Source organism: Paenibacillus sp. FSL R5-0470 (genome assembly GCF_037975205.1).
In the GTDB taxonomy this organism is placed as follows: domain Bacteria; phylum Bacillota; class Bacilli; order Paenibacillales; family Paenibacillaceae; genus Paenibacillus_AQ.
This window is the reverse complement of record NZ_CP150238.1, coordinates 2,675,308-2,693,159: the sequence shown is the minus strand read 5'-3', so window position 1 is coordinate 2,693,159 and position 17,852 is coordinate 2,675,308. Positions and strand designations below refer to the sequence as shown.

22 protein-coding genes, 1 tRNA gene and 1 pseudogene are annotated in these 17,852 nt (G+C 41.4%); 6 read left to right on the top strand and 18 right to left on the bottom strand.

The window, feature by feature from the left end; genetic code table 11:
- Positions 1-218 precede the first annotated feature (218 nt).
- The 3 genes from gndA to MKY99_RS11630 form a co-directional block, all read right to left on the bottom strand.
- On the bottom strand, positions 219-1,634 hold the full coding sequence (gene gndA, locus MKY99_RS11640) for an NADP-dependent phosphogluconate dehydrogenase (protein ID WP_042187305.1): 1,416 nt from the start codon (positions 1,632-1,634) through the stop codon (positions 219-221).
- A 266-nt stretch (positions 1,635-1,900) separates the two neighbouring features.
- Entirely contained in the window at positions 1,901-2,497 is a 597-nt protein-coding gene (locus MKY99_RS11635) for a hypothetical protein (RefSeq protein WP_042187304.1), read from the bottom strand.
- A gap of 288 nt (positions 2,498-2,785) precedes the next feature.
- The gene (locus MKY99_RS11630) at positions 2,786-4,075 is read right to left on the bottom strand and encodes an MFS transporter (protein ID WP_076282948.1); all 1,290 of its coding nucleotides are present in this window, start codon (positions 4,073-4,075) and stop codon (positions 2,786-2,788) included.
- A gap of 96 nt (positions 4,076-4,171) precedes the next feature.
- On the opposite strand from MKY99_RS11630, the gene MKY99_RS11625 reads away from it, so the two are divergent.
- The gene (locus tag MKY99_RS11625; protein ID WP_042126789.1) at positions 4,172-5,647 is read left to right on the top strand and encodes an aminotransferase class I/II-fold pyridoxal phosphate-dependent enzyme; all 1,476 of its coding nucleotides are present in this window, start codon (positions 4,172-4,174) and stop codon (positions 5,645-5,647) included.
- A 130-nt stretch (positions 5,648-5,777) separates the two neighbouring features.
- Here MKY99_RS11625 and MKY99_RS11620 read toward each other — a convergent pair whose 3' ends face one another.
- Both MKY99_RS11620 and MKY99_RS11615 read right to left on the bottom strand, forming a co-directional pair.
- Positions 5,778-6,089: a DUF1292 domain-containing protein gene (locus MKY99_RS11620; RefSeq protein ID WP_042187300.1), complete on the bottom strand. Its 312-nt coding sequence runs from the start codon at positions 6,087-6,089 to the stop codon at positions 5,778-5,780.
- 80 nt (positions 6,090-6,169) lie between these two features.
- On the bottom strand, positions 6,170-6,724 hold the full coding sequence (locus tag MKY99_RS11615; protein ID WP_042187298.1) for a copper amine oxidase: 555 nt from the start codon (positions 6,722-6,724) through the stop codon (positions 6,170-6,172).
- A 164-nt stretch (positions 6,725-6,888) separates the two neighbouring features.
- Between MKY99_RS11615 and MKY99_RS11610 the strand changes: the two genes are divergently transcribed.
- Positions 6,889-7,626 (top strand): MBL fold metallo-hydrolase, encoded by a 738-nt coding sequence (locus MKY99_RS11610; protein WP_339270593.1) that lies wholly within the window; start codon positions 6,889-6,891, stop codon positions 7,624-7,626.
- A gap of 64 nt (positions 7,627-7,690) precedes the next feature.
- Here MKY99_RS11610 and MKY99_RS11605 read toward each other — a convergent pair whose 3' ends face one another.
- The 4 genes from MKY99_RS11605 to MKY99_RS11590 form a co-directional block, all read right to left on the bottom strand.
- Positions 7,691-7,930: a DUF3892 domain-containing protein gene (locus MKY99_RS11605; protein WP_042187294.1), complete on the bottom strand. Its 240-nt coding sequence runs from the start codon at positions 7,928-7,930 to the stop codon at positions 7,691-7,693.
- Between the two features lie 85 nt (positions 7,931-8,015).
- Entirely contained in the window at positions 8,016-8,459 is a 444-nt protein-coding gene (locus MKY99_RS11600) for a GNAT family N-acetyltransferase (RefSeq protein WP_042187292.1), read from the bottom strand.
- A gap of 107 nt (positions 8,460-8,566) precedes the next feature.
- Positions 8,567-8,779 carry a hypothetical protein gene (locus MKY99_RS11595; protein WP_076282950.1) on the bottom strand — a complete coding sequence of 71 codons (213 nt, stop codon included), beginning with the start codon at positions 8,777-8,779 and terminating at the stop codon, positions 8,567-8,569.
- Positions 8,780-8,883: 104 nt separating this feature from the next.
- On the bottom strand, positions 8,884-9,960 hold the full coding sequence (locus MKY99_RS11590) for a site-2 protease family protein (protein WP_339270590.1): 1,077 nt from the start codon (positions 9,958-9,960) through the stop codon (positions 8,884-8,886).
- Positions 9,961-10,284: 324 nt separating this feature from the next.
- Here MKY99_RS11590 and MKY99_RS11585 point away from each other — a divergent pair, with 324 nt between their 5' ends.
- Together MKY99_RS11585 and MKY99_RS11580 are read left to right on the top strand one after the other, a co-directional pair.
- A complete protein-coding gene (locus tag MKY99_RS11585) occupies positions 10,285-10,587 on the top strand; it encodes a hypothetical protein (RefSeq protein ID WP_042187286.1) in 303 nt (100 codons plus the stop codon).
- Between the two features lie 131 nt (positions 10,588-10,718).
- Positions 10,719-10,790: transfer RNA gene (locus tag MKY99_RS11580), tRNA-Val, on the top strand.
- A gap of 140 nt (positions 10,791-10,930) precedes the next feature.
- Here the strand turns inward: MKY99_RS11580 and MKY99_RS11575 are convergent.
- The gene (locus MKY99_RS11575) at positions 10,931-11,122 is read right to left on the bottom strand and encodes a helix-turn-helix domain-containing protein (RefSeq protein ID WP_076280846.1); all 192 of its coding nucleotides are present in this window, start codon (positions 11,120-11,122) and stop codon (positions 10,931-10,933) included.
- Positions 11,123-11,591: 469 nt separating this feature from the next.
- Positions 11,592-12,362 carry a fibronectin type III domain-containing protein gene (locus MKY99_RS11570; RefSeq protein WP_339270587.1) on the bottom strand — a complete coding sequence of 257 codons (771 nt, stop codon included), beginning with the start codon at positions 12,360-12,362 and terminating at the stop codon, positions 11,592-11,594.
- Positions 12,363-12,898: 536 nt separating this feature from the next.
- Here MKY99_RS11570 and MKY99_RS11565 point away from each other — a divergent pair.
- Positions 12,899-13,222 (top strand): stalk domain-containing protein, encoded by a 324-nt coding sequence (locus tag MKY99_RS11565; protein ID WP_339270585.1) that lies wholly within the window; start codon positions 12,899-12,901, stop codon positions 13,220-13,222.
- A gap of 504 nt (positions 13,223-13,726) precedes the next feature.
- Here MKY99_RS11565 and MKY99_RS11560 read toward each other — a convergent pair.
- Complete coding sequence (locus tag MKY99_RS11560; protein ID WP_339270583.1) at positions 13,727-14,203, bottom strand: hypothetical protein; 477 nt, start codon at positions 14,201-14,203, stop codon at positions 13,727-13,729.
- A gap of 106 nt (positions 14,204-14,309) precedes the next feature.
- Here MKY99_RS11560 and MKY99_RS11555 point away from each other — a divergent pair, with 106 nt between their 5' ends.
- Complete coding sequence (locus MKY99_RS11555) at positions 14,310-14,912, top strand: DUF3298 domain-containing protein (RefSeq protein WP_339271600.1); 603 nt, start codon at positions 14,310-14,312, stop codon at positions 14,910-14,912.
- Between the two features lie 33 nt (positions 14,913-14,945).
- Here MKY99_RS11555 and MKY99_RS11550 read toward each other — a convergent pair.
- The 6 genes and pseudogenes from MKY99_RS11550 to MKY99_RS11525 all read right to left on the bottom strand — a co-directional run bounded on the left by MKY99_RS11550 (position 14,946) and on the right by MKY99_RS11525 (position 17,816).
- Positions 14,946-15,224, bottom strand: a pseudogene (locus MKY99_RS11550) (holin).
- Positions 15,224-15,619: a hypothetical protein gene (locus MKY99_RS11545; RefSeq protein WP_339270581.1), complete on the bottom strand. Its 396-nt coding sequence runs from the start codon at positions 15,617-15,619 to the stop codon at positions 15,224-15,226. Before MKY99_RS11545 ends, MKY99_RS11550 begins: the two are co-directional and overlap by 1 nt.
- A gap of 177 nt (positions 15,620-15,796) precedes the next feature.
- On the bottom strand, positions 15,797-16,996 hold the full coding sequence (locus MKY99_RS11540) for a hypothetical protein (RefSeq protein WP_339270579.1): 1,200 nt from the start codon (positions 16,994-16,996) through the stop codon (positions 15,797-15,799).
- A 203-nt stretch (positions 16,997-17,199) separates the two neighbouring features.
- Positions 17,200-17,337 carry a hypothetical protein gene (locus tag MKY99_RS11535; RefSeq protein WP_179085709.1) on the bottom strand — a complete coding sequence of 46 codons (138 nt, stop codon included), beginning with the start codon at positions 17,335-17,337 and terminating at the stop codon, positions 17,200-17,202.
- A gap of 11 nt (positions 17,338-17,348) precedes the next feature.
- Positions 17,349-17,525, bottom strand: a complete 177-nt coding sequence (locus tag MKY99_RS11530; RefSeq protein WP_339270577.1) for a hypothetical protein — start codon at positions 17,523-17,525, stop codon at positions 17,349-17,351.
- Between the two features lie 135 nt (positions 17,526-17,660).
- On the bottom strand, positions 17,661-17,816 hold the full coding sequence (locus tag MKY99_RS11525) for a hypothetical protein (RefSeq protein WP_339270575.1): 156 nt from the start codon (positions 17,814-17,816) through the stop codon (positions 17,661-17,663).
- Positions 17,817-17,852 lie beyond the last annotated feature (36 nt).

Sequence of the window (17,852 nt, the reverse complement as noted above, 5' to 3'; positions counted from 1 at the left end):
AGACAATCTGCTTCACATAGTAAATACACATCAAAACTTCAACAAAAAAGGCCCGAAAGCCTCCCCATTTCTGGTGAAGCAATTCGGGCCACTTTTTTAAAATATAAGAAAGTACAAGTTTCATGTTATACATTAACCTTATATTTCTCGCATAAACGCTTCTTACCGTCCTTTAGGGACGCCGAAGGCGTTATTGCTTATAACCGTAATAAACTAGATTATTCTGCAGACATCCAGTTGTGGTGGAAAACGCCTTCTTTGTCTACACGTTTGAACGTATGTGCGCCGAAGTAATCGCGTTGAGCCTGAAGCAGGTTCGCAGGCAGTCTCTCTGTACGATAGCTATCATAGTAAGCCAATGCGCTGGAGAATCCAGGTACTGGAACACCCATCGTTACAGCTGAAGCGATAACTTTACGCCATGCGGATTGATAATTATCCATAACATCCTTGAAGAAAGGATCAAGCAATAGGTTCTTAAGATCTGCATTGTTCTCGTAAGCATCCGTGATGTTTTGTAGGAAACGGGAACGGATAATGCAGCCACCGCGCCAAATTTTAGCCAACTCGCCATATTTCAGATCCCAACCGTATTCGTCGGAAGCTACGCGAAGTTGAGCGAAACCTTGAGCATAGGATACGATTTTACTTGCAAACAATGCTTTACGCACGTTCTCGATGAATTCAGCTTTGTCACCATCAAATGGTGTAGCTTCTGGTCCGTTAAGCACTTTGCTTGCTTCTACGCGCTCATCCTTCATTGCAGAGAGGAAGCGTGAGAATACGGATTCGGTAATCATGGACAAAGGTACACCAAGATCCAATGAGCTTTGGCTTGTCCATTTACCAGTTCCCTTTTGGCCAGCGGAATCAAGGATCACGTCAACCATTGGTTTACCAGTTTCTTCATCATACTGAGCAAAAATATCTGTAGTAATCTCGATCAGGTAGCTGTCGAGCTCACCGCTATTCCACTCTTTGAAAATGTTGTGAAGTTCTTTTGCATCCAGACCTAGAACGTCTTTGAGCAGCTGGTAAGCTTCACAGATCAATTGCATATCACCATATTCGATACCGTTGTGCACCATTTTAACATAGTGTCCCGCACCGTCTGGTCCGATATATGTACAGCAAGGCTCACCGTTAACTTTAGCTGAGATTGCAGTTAGGATTGGTTCAACTAGCTTATACGCGCTTTCTTGACCGCCAGGCATAATGGAAGGACCTTTTAGAGCTCCTTCTTCACCGCCAGAAACCCCAGTTCCGACAAAGCGGAAACCTTTTTCTTCCAGATATTTACTGCGACGAACCGTATCAGGGAAATAAGCATTTCCTCCGTCGATAATAATGTCGCCTTGATCAAGATGCGGCAACAGTTGCTCGATGGTAGCATCAGTAGCTTTACCAGCTTGAACCATGATCAGAATTTTGCGCGGTGTTTCCAGCGAAGCTACAAATTCCTCAACGGAAAATGTGCCTACGAGGTTTTTACCTTCCGCCTCAGCAAGAAGATCATGTGTCTTCTCCGGTGAGCGGTTAAACACGGATACGGAAAAACCTTTGCTTTCGATATTTAGAGCCAAATTCTTGCCCATTACCGCCAAGCCAATAACGCCGATTTGTTGTTTTGCCATCTGGTCCTCCACCCTTTGCACCCTATATTTTTGGGAAATCCATTTCTCGCAGTATAAGAATACCACCCTTTATCAGAGACAGCAAAGCCTGCCCTGCGAATAAAGATCAAATTCATCGACAAATCCATTGCCAATATGAAAATGATCACAATGACTATTTTAACGTTTTTAGCACCAGAAGTGAACCCCTGTCTGCAAGTTCTCAAACAAATCTAAGACACCCCGAAATTCGGGGTGCCCCTAAGCAACTTATTTCGGCACCTTGTTTACCATTCTAACATATACAATTCCTTCGTCAAAAAGGTAAGCTGAGCTCGGCATTTCTCCGCGCGAATCATATCCTCAGCCTTAAGTGCATCATTTAATCGATCCAACTGCTCATCCACTTCAATCCGGCGCTGGCGAATTCGTTCCTCTCCTTCAACAGAATAATAGAGCTTGGTCAGCTCCTCATCGGTGAGCATAGGCCCCTTCTGGTATAAGACTCGCTGCTGATAACCCGAGATTTCGACAAGACGAATCACTTCGCCGAACAAAATATTTTCAATAATAATCTGACGGTCCCGGAAGCGCTTTACAATGGCATGCCCTCGCATGTCCCCAATTAACTTCTCCATCCATTCTGACAAGCGAGCATCACGAATCATATAGTCACCCACGAGTTTATAGCCATCTTTGATCCTTTGAAAACGTAATTTCACCAGTTTACGACCCGTACGGACAGAAATTACAAAGACCTGTTCGTTCTCGCTCCAATATAGGGAATAACCTTTTTGAATCAAATCCTTGATCAGGTCCTGGATATGCTGTCTGTCGAAACGCAGCTCCAGGTTACAATACTCCACCTCGTCGTTTTTGTTCACGGCACTCCCCCCTAACTACTTCACATCTGCAAAGCCAACACAATTGTTCAATTTCCGATTATTTATGGCTGCCGGACCTCTTCAAGTAGTAGTTACTTTTGCGTTCGTCTTAGTCTTATTTTATACTTCAGTTTATGTAGCGGTAACTTGGTTTATTGACTATTTTTACCCGCAACAGACTTTCTCCAAACGCTGATTGAATTTTTTATTTCTTTTAGTCCTTTTAATTCCTAAAAAAAGCCGCTGACAACTAATTCTCAGGTTGTCAGCGGCTTTTCACATCTAAGGTCAACTAGTTTTAAATTTCAACTTCGTTCTGTGTACAATTAGTAAATGCAGCCCAAAGAGTATCAACATAACAATTGCACTCATCAGAAACGGAACACCGTGACCTACATGGTCCCATAGTCTCCCTGATATCACGGGTCCTGCCACCATCCCTGAGCCTTGCAAGGTCAAGAAAAGCCCCCATACAGTCCCTCGTTCCCCTTTAGGCACTTGCTTAGCCAGAAAGGCATTCCATGCCGGGAGAATAAGCGCGTAGCTTATACCGACCAATGCCACCGCGATAAAAGCAAGCGGGAGCCAGCGTACCTGTGAGAACAGGGCAAGGGAAAAGGCGGCGAGCAAAAAGCCAATGTTCAGAAACACAGTTGTTCCTATTCGGTCTACCAGCTTGCCTGCTGGAATTAGAGCGAGCACCGTAATCCCACCACCGGCAATCAGAAGTAGGCTAAACTGATTTGGACTAACATGAAGCTCCGTACGTGCAAACAAGGTAACTACAGGCGTCATCAAGCCAATGGCAAAAGCCTGAAGAAATAAGGCCGGATATAGTAGGCGACTGACTTTAAGCGTCGTTCTGACCTGATGTAGTGTTCTTTTTATACTTTCTAACGGACTAATTTTTTTACGTTCAACGACTCCACCAAGCCCCTCCATGTCCCTAACAACTGCATGAGTGCCACTTGACGAGATTCTTTTAGGTAGAAATAGGGCAACTACAACTACTACAGCAGCACACCCTAGCAGGACCAAAAAGGCTACACGATAGCTTTGTCCCCCCTGATCCATCAAAAAATTCACTACAATCGGACCGATTCCCGTTCCTGCGAGCGATGCCATCTCTACAGCACCCATAGCTGCACCACTGCTGCCGCTTTTAGTAGATCCCGCCAATTCCGTTATTCCGGTCATCACACAAGGCCAAAGCGGGGATGTCCCGATCCCAAGAATAAGACAGGCAATCGAGAGCGTAACTGCTGTTTTGGCATATATTATCATTCCAACAGCTACTAGGATCAACAACAAGGCACTTGTCATGGTCCAGCGAAATCCTATGCGCTCCATAACCCAGCCAGAAGGACTGCGGAATAGATTATCCCCCAAATACTGGAGTGCAAAGGCAAAGCCTACTACCGTAACAGATAGACCCAAAATATTCTCCATATATACGGGTAACAAAGCGACAAGTAGCGACCCTTTAACAAACTCAACTAAAAAAATAATTACCCACATCTCCATGATAAATGGCGACGTCAAACTGATATGTGTACGTTGCGCAGCTTTCGTGGACATTCTATCACATCCAAATCCTAGTATTCTGTAGATTGTTTTGTTATACTGATGCTTGCCTTAAATTTTAATATTCGCGAAAGGTTGTGACAGCATTAAATGAATCAACACCGTACTCCCCTCTTCACAGCTTTAAAAAAGCATGCCGCCGGCAATCCCGTTCAATTTCATATCCCGGGGCATAAGAAGGGGCTAGGAACCGATGCCGAATTCCGTGAGTTTATCGGCGATAACGCTCTATCCATCGATCTAATCAACATCGCACCGCTTGATGATTTACATCAGCCAACTGGAGTAATCCAGGAAGCTCAGAAGCTGGCTGCGAAGGCTTTCGGCGCCGACTATACGTATTTTAGCGTACAGGGCACGAGCAATGCCATCATGACGATGATCCTCTCTGTCTGCTCACCGGGTGATAAAATAATTGTGCCGCGCAACATTCATAAATCTGTGATGTCGGCCATTATCTTCTCCGGAGCCAAGCCTGTGTTTGTCTCGCCTGTTCAGGATGAGAATCTCGGGATAGATCACGGCATAACGACCAGTTCGCTGGAACGAGCGTTAAGGCGTCATCCAGACGCCAAAGGAGTTCTAGTAATCAATCCCACGTACTTCGGTGTATGCGCCGACCTGCGTTCGATTGTCGACCTGGCTCACCGTTACGGTGTACCCGTATTGGTGGACGAGGCACATGGAGTACTGATTCATTTTCATGAGGATCTGCCGGTATCGGCCATGCAGGCCGGAGCGGACATAGCTGCCACTAGTGTGCATAAACTTGGCGGCTCCATGACGCAAAGCTCGGTACTGAATCTTAATGCTAAGACGGGTCTGATTAACCCGCAACGGGTACAGACCATTATGAGCATGCTGACTACAACATCTACCTCATATATTTTATTAGCGTCTTTGGATACATCAAGACGTAATCTCGCGCTGAACGGTCATGAAATGGCGGAAAGAACCATCAGACTGTCCAACTACGCACGCGAAACGATCAATACGATCGAAGGCCTGTACAGCTTTGGAAAAGAGATCCTTGGGACAGAAGCAACATTTGATCATGACCCAACTAAGCTTAACATTCATGTGCGCCATTTAGGGATCACAGGATACGAAACCGAAAACTGGCTGCGCGAGAAGTACAACATCGAAGTAGAACTAAGTGACATGTATAATATTCTTTGCCTTATTACCCCAGGTGATACCCAAGAATCAGTAGATAAATTATTAGCTGCACTTCGGGTGTTGTCCGCCATTCATTACAGCAAGGGTGAAATCTACGAACTTAAGGTTCAGGTTCCAGAAATTCCACAGCTTGCTCTGATTCCAAGGGACGCTTTTTATGCGGATACGCAGTTAGTTCCATTCCGTGAATCTGCTGGCTACATTATTGCAGAGTTTATATATGTATATCCGCCTGGAATTCCTATTCTTCTCCCTGGCGAAGTTATCACTCAGGATAACATCGATTATATTATTGACCATGTGGAGATCGGACTTCCGGTTAAAGGTCCTGAAGATCGCAGCATCACTAACATAAAAGTGATTGTAGAAGCCGATCCTATTTCCTAAGACCCATCATTTTCCTAAAAAACTTCATTGATTTATACAAAAACCCGATACCATAATAAGTATCGGGTTTCTGTATATAAACATCAACTGTCATATACACAATAGAACAGCTTAATTTAGTCGCTAAAATCTATTCTTGCTGAGCAAGCAGATTGTTGTAAGCTTCTTCAACAGCTTTCCATTCTTCTTCATCTTCGATATTGTACAATACCATTTCTTCGTCTTCTTCTTCCATACGCAGAATAATGCCATCCGCTTCAGGATTTTCCTTTTCTAACAGCAGCGCGTATAGTTTCTCACCGATGTCGAAAGTTTCAACCAACACCATTTCAACATCTTCGCCCTGCTCGTTCGTCAAGGTCAGCACAAACTCCTCGTGCTCATGGTCGTGATCATGCCCGCAACCGCATGCTTCACCATGCTCATGTTTGTGATCGCTCATTGTAATACCTCACTTTGAATTGTATTATCCTACATCTGGTATACTACCACGTTAGATTAGTTCAGGTCAATTTAGAACCCTTAATTAAGAGCTGTAATTACCTTTTCTGACACAAGAACGTAATCCGCATTTTTGGAAGCTTTCATGTAGAAGCCTACCCGATATTTGCCGGTTTCTTTAAAATCATAAGTAAACTCCGAGGTCGGAAACCAGAAATTATCCTTCTGCGAGCCTTCAAGCTCCTGCGACTGAATATCCTTAACATTACCAGAGGGGTCCGTTATGGCTACTTTTACAGCTGAAACCTCTTCTGTTAAGCTATCTACCTGGGTTAATATTTTAATCTTAAGCTTGCCTACGTTTACGTTACCAAAGACCGTATTATCCTTAAAAAGAACAATATGAACATTAGGCTTAAGAATCGTCACTTTTCCAGATCCATCCCAATTCACTACCCCGCCCGCTTCTCTTGCGGGAATATATGTTTTTCCATCAATCAAATAACCGCCGTCTACAATTTCCGTCCCGTTGTTCCATACCCTGATTTTCTTACTCACAGAATCGGCGAACAATAAGGAGCCACCCATCAAGGAAAAAGCAAACACACATAAAGTGACTTTTTTCCATCTATTCATTTGAAACCCTCCAAATAATTCATGCTATTAATGTATACTTACTTTGTCTCAGCAAGTTGCGCTAATTGTAGGTAAATATTTCATTCATCTTCCGAAAAATGATATTATGTACTTGTTCAAAGTTGATATATTAGCTAACAGCGATTTCAGGAGGGTACTTTCTTATGAGTCTGAGCCTACAAATGCTAGGAACTGGCAATGCTTTTGCAAAAAACTATTTTAACAATAATGGCTTGCTACTAGCTGATGATTATACCCTACTGATTGATTGCGGGATTACAGCTCCACTTGCCATGCATACCATCGGGAAATCCTTCTGTGACGTAAACGCTACTCTAATTACGCATATTCATGCGGACCATGTTGGAGGTCTGGAAGAGCTAGCACTTACACTAAAGCACGTATACGGGAAAACTATGAGATTACATTTACCTGAGACGCTTGTTGAGCCACTTTGGAACAACACCTTAAAGGGTGGATTATATCAAAAAGATGCAGTAGCCTCCCTGACCGATATCTTCGAGGTTAAACCTATGAAACCCGGAATTACGTACAAGCTCGCTCCTTCTCTTTCGCTCGAGATCATACATACGCCGCATATTCCTGGCAAAGATAGCTATTCCCTTCTAATAAATAATGAGATTTTCTACAGCGCGGACATGACTTTTCAGCCGGATCTACTTATACGCCTTGTCCGTGAGCATGGCATCCGTATGATTCTGCATGACTGTCAGCTTGGTGGATCAGGTGTTGTTCACACCACGCTGGAGGAGTTAATGTCATTACCTGAAGATGTTCGACGTATCATCAAGCTCATGCATTATAGCGATGAACAACCTCAATTCGTCGGGCTTACTGGAGAGATGGAGTTTATTGATCAGCATGTAATTTATAAACTCTGATTATGATTAAAAAAAGACCGTACATTGACGTCCGATGACGTATGTACGGTCTTTGCCTTTAGAACTATGAGAAACTCGGAAGATTATCCAAATTGTTGGTTGGATCCCCATCCGCGTCACCGCGAATATAAGTTCCTCCGTCTTTACCTTTAAAAGCATTCACTCCGGCAATATTTCCGGCCTGTACTTCTTGAAGCGCTTGGTCATACGCCAGGACACGTCCTGTAGAGGTCTGGAAACTGGTTAAATCTCCGTCTCCATTTTTCTGTACAGCTACGAAACTTTCGCGTTCGTTATTTGGCACTTCAGCTCGCCCCTTGCACTTGGATTTGCCATCATATGGCACATCCTAGCTTGCTTCATGGAACGGTAAATTATGTGCACTATTTTTAAAGAGTTTTCTGCATCCGTACATGTAGAATACCTGCGTCATAAAAAGGTTCCGTAGAAATCACTTCATATCCTAGCTTCTTGTAGAAATTCTCAGCTTGGCACTGTGCATCAAGAATCGAAGCTTCCAGTCCAAGCTCCCGAGCAAGCTCTTCCATAGCTAGCAACAGAACACGTCCGTATCCTTTGACTCGATAATCTTTCAATACGGCAATACGCTGCATTTTGGCTGTACCTGCTTTGTAATAAATCAATCTTCCCGTAGCCACAGGTACACCTTCATCTATAATTAGAATATGGTGCGCATTCGGACCGATAACATCGTATTCATCAATTTCTTCCTCAGCCGGTACCATTTGTTCCTCTACAAATACTTTGGTACGAATATCCAGCCCCATTTGAAGCTGTTCCTCTGTAGTTACCCGTAAGATTTCTGCCGCCATGTTAGTCCCAAACTCCTCTCTCTATGTATCCAACGATAGTTGTCTATTATATAAAAATTCGACTAGAAAGAAAAGCCTGAGCATGAGAAATCGTCTTCTACGCTGCTCTAATCTGCAGAATATACTTCTTCAGGAATCGAACGATTGTATGTGTCTTGCATCACTGGTGACAATGGAGGGTACTGACCTTTTGGCTTTCCATCTAGGTTGGTCATTTCTTTGATTTCCATGACTTTTGTTGGCTTCGCCTCGGAACATCCTCCCAAAACCATCAGTAACAGCAGACAAACGCCGACTTCCCATTTCAAAAATTTAGGCATGGTTTTACTCCTTTCACCGTTCAACTGTGGTTATTCTCATTACAGCTTTGACGGTTCATGAGTTTTATAAACCATTGGATCACTTCATTGCCCGATTCTAACCCTTATAGATTCACATTTCCAACGACATGGACCATGTACATCATTCCTGCCAGAAAGCCAGCTAATACAAAATAAGCGATACCGTATTTCCAGCGTGAGCTAGCCGGCACATCGTAATACTTATCGTTCTCGTAGACCGAATAGCTAATATCACAATTCATCTTAAGATGAAGCCCATTCTCTAAGGTCACAGGCTCTAGCTGCGAGATACGTACCTTTTCAATGATGCATTGTTGCGGAAGCGTAGCTCTACCAATGTAGTTCAGTTGATCCCATCTCACCCCTACATACTGCTGTCTTTCCAAATCACTGTAAGTAGTAAAAGGTAAATCTCTTCTATGCTCTGGTCCTGGAATCATGTAGCCTGCATCTCTAAGTGGCTCTACTGGAATTAAGAAACTCTTCGTTACAGAATAAAGGCGATTGTTAGTGCGTCTCTTCACATATTTGTTATACAGATCGTAAGCAAATAACGCCCAAATAATAAAGAACAAGATCGAACGCATATAGATGATGATGGCTAAACCACCCACGAGCCCCACAAGCCACAGCCAGCGCGTCACCGCGGTTGCAATACGGCCACCGTCAAGCGGGTGAATCGGCAGCAGATTGATCAGATTAAGTAAAAAACCTATGTAAGCCAAGGAATAGAGAAGTGGACTATCCATGTAATAAGCCGCCCCAAAAACGGCTGTAGCCCCAATGGTTCCTAAGATCGGACCTCCAAAAGCAATATAAGCTTCCGTCTGGGCATCCAGCGGCTGTTTTTTCATTGTAATTAAAGCTCCCAAAAACGGTATAAACAGTGGAGCGCTGACTGGAAGCCCGATCCGTTTCGCTGCTATTACATGTCCTAATTCATGGACTAGCAAGAGCAGGACAAAGCCCACGGCAAACCCCCACGGGTAAATCAAAGCATAAGCCCATATTGAAATCATCATTGAGATTAACGGCCCGGCAATTTTACCTATTTTCAGAAGAGACAGAATCGCCTTTCCTTTAAACAGGAGCATCGCCGCCCCGCCCCCCAACCATTTCCATGGCGTGGAAGAATCCTTTTTCTGCTCATTTTGCGGCAAGTTCTCAAGCTCCTTTTTCTTTCAATTTTTATCTAACTGCTGTACATTACCATCCATTTTATCATAAGCGCTTAAGGAGTATTTCCATAAAAAAGCACTCGGCTAAGTATACGACGCAACTTTTAGAATCGTTTCATCATCAAACAAACAGATAATGGATAATTTTCACTATTATTCAAGAAAAGACAGTAATTCCGCTTCAATCCCCCCCACCTCACACAAAATAACCCGAATTTTATAGTTACCCTATAGGCTAACGCCGTGAACGTTATAGGCTACGAACCATAGACTGTTATCAGGGTTATTCAATTGAGGAGGTTATTTATGGATACAAATGCAAATTTACATCAACAGGTTAGTTGGAATTGTATGAACAAATACGTTGGTATTACAACGACTGACGGTCAGTCCTTTGATGGCTTTATTGCCCATGTAGATCAAAACTATGTTACTCTTGCGGTTCCTAGCAACGAAATGGTAGAACGTTTAAACGGAATGCCTACACACGAATCGGCGTATAGACAATTTGGATTCCGGCCTGGCTTTTTCCCAAGACGTCGCTTCTTTCCACGACGCATCCCTTTTTTCGGAATAAGCGATATATTTCTACTCCCGTTCTTTATCTGACGTGGCTCATGGGGATGGAGCGGCATCCCCTTTTCTTATTATTTTAAAGACTATGTAAACTATCATCCCTATAGATTGTAAAAAAAGAATTGCCATCCTACTCTATCGTATGGTATTATGAAATTCGTCGCAGGACGGTAGCTCAGCGGGAGAGCACTATCTTGACAGGGTAGGGGTCATGGGTTCGAACCCCATCCGTCCTATACTGAAAAAGCCTTATTATATAAGGCTTTTTCTTTTTTTTAGGGATGTTTATGTTTTGATCGAAATACGAATTGGTGCCATTATGGTGCCCTGTAGTAGACTAAAGCAAAAGTGGTGCCATAATCGGCACCACTTTTTTTCACCCCTGTAACCATTTTAGAAATACATCCTTGGATACTTTTATCATCTTTCCTACCCGCACGATATGAAATTGACCCGAGTTTAATAGCTCATATGTTTGACGTTCACCTATACCAAGTATTTGTTGGATTTCCTTCGCTGTAAGTACTGAGGGATAATCAGAAGTAGTCTTATATATTTGTTCAATCACCCTTCTCTTCCTCCTTCTCGATTACTAGATTCAAATCCAAGGCCAGCTTATAAAAAGCCTTCCAACGTATCTTGCTATGAAACCATACGGATACCTTTTATTGAGAAAGGTCTGCTGTCAGGAAATCAGCATCACTCTCTAAGACTTTATATGTAGTGCTCATGACTACTCACTTTCTCTTCTTTCGATATTTCTTGATTAAATAAAACAAAACAAATCCCAATAGCACCAATCCAAGTATGAGTATATATAGAATTGCTGGATTCCCCCAGTAAAGTATGTATCTCTATACTGATAGTTTTCATTATTCATAATAACAGATTAATTAATTTGGAACATTATGTATATGTACTCTATATCACTGGTAAGAAATATTTACCTGAATTAAAAAATACCCCACCAGTTATGGCAGGGTAAGGTGCTTCTGTTACAGTTATTTTATCGGCACTTGAACAATGTGTAAATAATTTTATTTAGCTGAATATTCATCTACACTGAAGGTAAGGATCTTGTCAAAAATCACATACTCAGTACGTTTGCTGAATGGTCCCTTATTATTATCATGTTTATTAATAGCAAACTTAGCAGGTCCTGTTCCAGCATCGTGTGCATCATACCATTCCAAAAAGGCTTTTACTTCTGTATTTGATAGGTCGAATTCTTTCTCAAGACCAGCTGTTAAAGTAATTGTAAGTATAGCCCGATCACCAGATGGTTCTGGATCTGGCACTACTACTCCTTGTGGTTTGGCAGTTGCTTCATTAGAGTAATTGCTTTCTCTACTTTCATTTATTGCAGCTACCACATAATAGTATGTTGTTTCATTAATTACAGAAGTGTCGGTATAAACTGTGTTTGTTACATTAGTAGCTATCGTTTCATAAGGGCCTCCAGCTGTTGTACTACGTCTAATTTTATAACCTATCCCATTAGAACTCGCTGTCCAGCTTAATTCTACTTTAGAATTTCCAGCTATTGCTTTTAAATTGGTAGGCGCACTTATGGTTGCATCAATTACATTTCCATCTTTGTCAATATCAACAGCATCAAAATCAAATATTGAATAAGTACCCGAATTTACAGCACTTATTTCTACTGAATGCAACTTATTTTCTAAATTCAATTTTTCAAATAAAAGTGTTACCCCTTGTGCTGTGCCATTTGCCGAATAAGCATATTGTGTTCCATCAATAGTAATCTTGATAGATGTTTGTCTATCAAGCCCTCTATATCTAATCATTCGAATACTTTTTCCGATAAAATTAAACTTGACAGTATGTAATACAGGACTCAGAGTATACTTTTGTGTAAGGCCAGATGATAGTGGGTTGTTAGTATATGTTCCCCAAGAAGGGCCTTCATAAACGAATGTAGAATTTGTGTCTTCGATCCGCTGCCAGCCAGACTCTGGAGTAGGTAACGCTTATCCAACCGATGCTGCATATGTATTTGATTGAAACGAAAAAAACGACACTAAAACTATTAATGATAGAACTAACTTAGACATACCATTCTTCCAATTATTCAACAAAGAATTCATCTCCCTTTATATGTATACATAAATCCTACACTAAATAAAGGCGAACAAATAGTCTGTTATTCGACAAATATTAACAGTATAATTAAGAGTTTACAGGAAATTTGTGGATTATTTCTTTGATGAAAATTTGTCGCTTAAGTAAGGCTGTGAAATAAATATAATAGAATCAGATATAAAACCAACTCCCATAATTTACCATAATATATAGTAATATGAAATTAAAGGAGCTGAGTATCTTGAAGAAAGCAATCATCAGATTAGTGGCCGGTATGTTAATCGGTTCGGCAGAAATGGCCGCAGCTGTGACCACTCAGACTGTTCAGGCTGCCCTTGCAAAATTCACGTTTTCAGTCGATGGTCAAAAGCAAACACTTAAGAATGATCCACTTGTATATAAAGGCACTCCATATCTACCAGTACGCGAAGTAGTTGAAATGACAGGCTATGGACTGGAGTATGACAACACGAAGAAGTCCATTGCTCTTAAATCGAAAGGAGGAACTATTGTGGAAAATGATCAATTAACAAGTACAACTTATACGATAAAAGGACCCAATTAGTTGAACTATTAGATAAGAAGTATCCCGACATAGCAAAACAATGTTCTATTGCTATAGCGCTAACTCAGGATGGACAACTTCATTTTGGTGACCAATCATTTAAATTATCATCAGATGCAAATTCAAATATCGATATTACTCCGCTTATTGATGCTGGTATTATCTCGCTGAACGATGTTCAATATTTACCTCCGCTACGACTCATAATAAATATCTGGCTGACGACTGTAGCCTCAATACGCCCGAGAGTATCGGGCGTAAGGCTAATTTCATGGAACTTCCCTCGTTCAACCCATCCACTTCCGTCCTTACTCAAGTATGGAATGATATCATTGTCTTCTCCACTTGTCTCTGTAAATTGTACAGCATTACCATCGACTCTTATAGTGATTTTGGTTCGTGTAGGACCTGAATAAATACCGTAGTCTATACCATGTGTATGTGCACACGCTGCATCTGAGCATCTTATATTATTACTGGTACTTTAGGCATCTATAGTCCCCTCTATATAAATTTTCCCGGTGTGTAATCCGGATTATGATTATGCCCCCCATTTGGAACCACTGGATCGCTTGAAATCCCTGAAACCATTATCTCCCAGCCAGTTGCCGGATCTGTGTAAACGATGTTGTTGTTACCAAGATTAAGATCAAAGAAATCTCCATCCATCATGTGCAAGGCGTTAACTCCGTTCTTTGTGAAAGTGAGGTTTTTGGAATCGATAACTATGCGGCCACCTGGTGCAAATGATCCGGTGAATCCTATTTCATCCATGTGGTACCGGCTCCCATTTGCAGTAAGAGTCCCGATACCATGCATAATTGCTTGGTGTAGTCGTTCACGGACAAACGTAGCCTTCATACCGCCCTCTCCGCTCATTTTGGTAACGAAACTTATCTCCCGTACAAATGATGCCTTTATGTTTCCTTCTCCTTCAAGGAGTGCTGAGCCCGTTGCAATAACGTTAACTCCAGCTTTCAAATTACCTTCGCCACGCAAGACAGCACTTCCGAACAAAAATAGAAGGGGAGTTTGAAATGAAAAAAGTCTACAGAATAACTATGGGTTTCCTGGCACTCATATTGTTATTCTTACCGCTACAGTTGGACACGCCGCCGGAACTGCTGTAAGTGTTAAGAATTATACATACAAAGGATACCCCTATATCCAAATTGTGAAGTCTAACTATAAAACCAACACAGATGCCATTAATAAAGTTTTAAAATGGCATGCAGTGAACAACGCTCAGGCATCTGAAAATATGAAGAAAGAGGATGATTTTTACTCTATCACAAGCAAAGTACAGTTGTATTATAATAAAGATGGTAAGCTTTCAGTTGGCTATTATGATTACATGTACGCTGGTGGAGCTCATGGCATGTATGATACTACAATCTTTAATTATGACCTAACCACTGGAAAACAGATAAGTTTAAAAAGTATCTTGAATACCGATGAGAAAAAAAGCAAAGCAAAAAAATATGCAGTTTATGTTTTGAATGCAAAATATAAAAAAGGTGCTAACCTCTTTGAAGATGTCATCAACGATCCACCATTTGATGTTTCCAAAATGCCTTTTTATTTAAGAGATTCAGGGATCACAGTTAGATTTTATCCTTATGATGTAGCACCATTCTCAGAAGGATTTGTCGACATTACCATCCCATATTCAGAGATCAATAAAAAATAACCGGTAAAGGGAGCTTGTAAAAAGCTCTCTTTTTTATTCCTTAGAAGACCCTTCCCGCTTGCTGAATGCCAACTCAAGCAATCCCGTAGCTAACAAACCAGCCAATCCCCCAGCCTACAACCGAAGTACAAGTTCTAGCTCCATAAATGGACAAGCAGCAGCGCCAACCAGTAAGCCGATAACCAAACCAATCAGTGGTAATATGTTTTTAGGTACGTTAACAGTAGTCTTCACGAACTGTACTCCTGCCAACACAAAAACGGCGATCACAGAGGCGAACGCCAGTACATTAGTTAGGTTTTGATTGTCCATTATTTATCCTCCAATCTCGTGATCAAAAGTCCAGCGCGAGCAAGCACCGTTATTACTCGATAGAAGTCCAAACTCCCAACTTTAGGTGTGTCGATTAATCCTGCATCAAACGCTGCTTGTACAGCATCATTTGCCCAAGCAGGTATTTCAGTTAGGCTTGCCCTACTCTCCAACTTATCCACCCTAGATAAAACTTTAGCGATACTCTGCCCTTGCTCTGGCATAGCTTGTTTAAGTACATCTTTGCTATTGGTAAGCCCAGCCACTGTATCCGATAAAGCCTTGATCTCCGACCGCAATGAGGAAAGTTCTTTCTTTTCTTCTGCTGACAGTTCATCCGCCTCCATAAGTTTAGTAGGCGGTGTCTTCCCCACAAGTAGATCCTTTACAGTCAATCCGAAAAATGAATTGAGTCCATTTGTCCCCTCATTATCTCTGTATAGGACTTTACTAACTCTCCGCCCGGTACAAAGTTTTTGTCGTATGATAAGAAAGTCAATCGCATCCATTTTTTTATTCAGGAGATTCCCCTATTAAAAAAACTCCCCCAGTTCTTCTGAAGGAGTTAGAATTTAGCTTGATTTTCTAAAAATCGTGTCTTTTATTTTAATTCTAGTTAAATGCATTTCTCCCTCGCGTGGATATAGCTTGTCTCTAGTGAAATGATTAGTGATAATTAAATATGGAAATCCTTCTGGTATCAGACTATTTCTTCCGTGGGCAATGCCCATAAATACCGGAGCTTTTGAACCAATGTCAGTCTCAAGTATTCTTCTCCAGCTCTCACCTTTATCTGTAGTAATCCAGATTGAAGACCTTTTTGTTAAATCGTCATCCCATTCATCATGAGCAAGAGCATAAGCAATTAGCGTTCCCTTCACAGCATGCAAATCGTAAAACGGCGCGTTGTCAGGATTTTTATCAAGTATAAGCTTGGTTTCAAAAATATCATCATCGCCAGATGATTTACGGATTTGATTGATATATCCCTTACTATCAGGATTCTTATTGCCATTAAAGAAAAAATCAGTTCCCCATATTCTACCATCTCTGAAATACGTTAATCCCGTGTCGCCACCAAAAGGATCGGGTCCTAAAATCGTTTTAAAGGTCTCGCCCTTATCTATACTTTTGAAAGTCATTTTTGGTCCGTCACCAGCTGTAACGTATAAAGTATCCGTGTAAGGGTCTACAGAAACTTGGTGAATATGTCGGTCGACAAATTGAGTGAAATAGGAATTTTTTTTCCATGTTTGACCATCATCCACGCTCTTATAAAGATAAGCAGCATTTTTTTCTATAATGCCATACTGACCTATATAAAGAATGCCCTGACTATCTTCGGCTATACTCCAAGGTGTGGCTGTTGTTCTAGAGTCAGTTAACTTAAGAGAGATGACGAAATTTAGTTCACTCTTTTTGTTCAATTCTCTCTTAGTCTCGCTACGATAAACATTCCCATCCTCTAGACCCACAAAAACATATCCTTTGCGCGAAACATACACCGCTCCATATATTGGAGGTCTTGCTTTTCCTCCTCCAATAGTTGCAAAATCAAATACTTCACTCCAAGAATCTCCATAATCATTAGACCATTTAAGAATACTACCACTGATTCCCCAAAGAGAGTAATCATCATCAATAAAAGGGTGATATATATCTGTATATATTTCCTCAATTTTGTTATTCTTTTGGATATCAAATCCAGATATAAACCCGATGCACAAAATGATGATAATTATTCTAAATATCAAATTTTTTCTTTTATTCAATTAATTCCCTCCAATCTTTTTTCATTATAACTCACAATTAAAAGTTTTTGAACAAAAATAAAAGACTTTATAAGAAGTAACTTTGTGTAGACGATATCCAATGAAAGTCACGTTTTCAATGGGAAAGAACTTTTTTATTAATAAATCACAAATCCCGTTCAATCATCTCGTCCCCGGACACATGCCAGCGTGGGATTACTCTGTTATACCAGATCCAGATTAAAGTGCCTTCCGCTGGCCTCTGTGACCAGAATGTTGTCTGATTCCGGCTGCTCGAAGACATTAGAAAAAGCGTGGATAACGTTGCCGTCAGCCTCCACGCGTATATAGTGTTTATACATGTCATTCCTCCTTATAGTTCGGCATCTGCTACAAAATGGAACGCTGTCCGACTACTGCTTGGCGTATTGCACGCTCCCACTGCGTTCCAACCTCTAAATCCATTATCTGAGGATTGGTTTTCTGTTGTAGTTAATGTAGTCTTTAGTACACTGCCAACAATACTTACTCGCGATGCCGTACCATCCAAGGCGAATAAATTGAACGTTGCTATCCTTTTCCTATCTTTAAATGACAAATGATAACTGGATATGTCATTAGTAGGTGCACAAGGGGGTAATGGTCCAAGCCACAACTCCATAGTTGTAGCTACATTCGTAATACCTTAAGCATGCTGGTAATTCTTTCGCAAAGGTCCGTGGCTGAAACGGAAGGATTCAGCTCCGGCGTTGACTTGTAATTGTGTAATGTTGATAATCCCGGACCCGCGCATCGTCTCAAGCTTAGACTCTCCAACTCTTACCCCAAGTGTCGACCCCATTGATATGATATTGCAATTTCCATTAAATCATCTTCA

Bases quoted from the DNA above. Each gene is read 5' to 3' on its own strand.
- gndA (WP_042187305.1), bottom strand. From the start codon at position 1,634: ATGGCAAAACAACAAATCGGCGTTATTGGCTTGGCGGTAATGGGCAAG.
- MKY99_RS11630 (WP_076282948.1), bottom strand. From the start codon at position 4,075: ATGTCCACGAAAGCTGCGCAACGTACACATATCAGTTTGACGTCGCCA.
- MKY99_RS11625 (WP_042126789.1), top strand. From the start codon at position 4,172: ATGAATCAACACCGTACTCCCCTCTTCACAGCTTTAAAAAAGCATGCC.
- MKY99_RS11620 (WP_042187300.1), bottom strand. From the start codon at position 6,089: ATGAGCGATCACAAACATGAGCATGGTGAAGCATGCGGTTGCGGGCAT.
- MKY99_RS11615 (WP_042187298.1), bottom strand. From the start codon at position 6,724: ATGAATAGATGGAAAAAAGTCACTTTATGTGTGTTTGCTTTTTCCTTG.
- MKY99_RS11610 (WP_339270593.1), top strand. From the start codon at position 6,889: ATGAGTCTGAGCCTACAAATGCTAGGAACTGGCAATGCTTTTGCAAAA.
- MKY99_RS11600 (WP_042187292.1), bottom strand. From the start codon at position 8,459: ATGGCGGCAGAAATCTTACGGGTAACTACAGAGGAACAGCTTCAAATG.
- MKY99_RS11595 (WP_076282950.1), bottom strand. From the start codon at position 8,779: ATGCCTAAATTTTTGAAATGGGAAGTCGGCGTTTGTCTGCTGTTACTG.
- MKY99_RS11585 (WP_042187286.1), top strand. From the start codon at position 10,285: ATGGATACAAATGCAAATTTACATCAACAGGTTAGTTGGAATTGTATG.
- MKY99_RS11570 (WP_339270587.1), bottom strand. From the start codon at position 12,362: ATGATTAGATATAGAGGGCTTGATAGACAAACATCTATCAAGATTACT.
- MKY99_RS11535 (WP_179085709.1), bottom strand. From the start codon at position 17,337: ATGTATAAACACTATATACGCGTGGAGGCTGACGGCAACGTTATCCAC.
- MKY99_RS11525 (WP_339270575.1), bottom strand. From the start codon at position 17,816: ATGGGGTCGACACTTGGGGTAAGAGTTGGAGAGTCTAAGCTTGAGACG.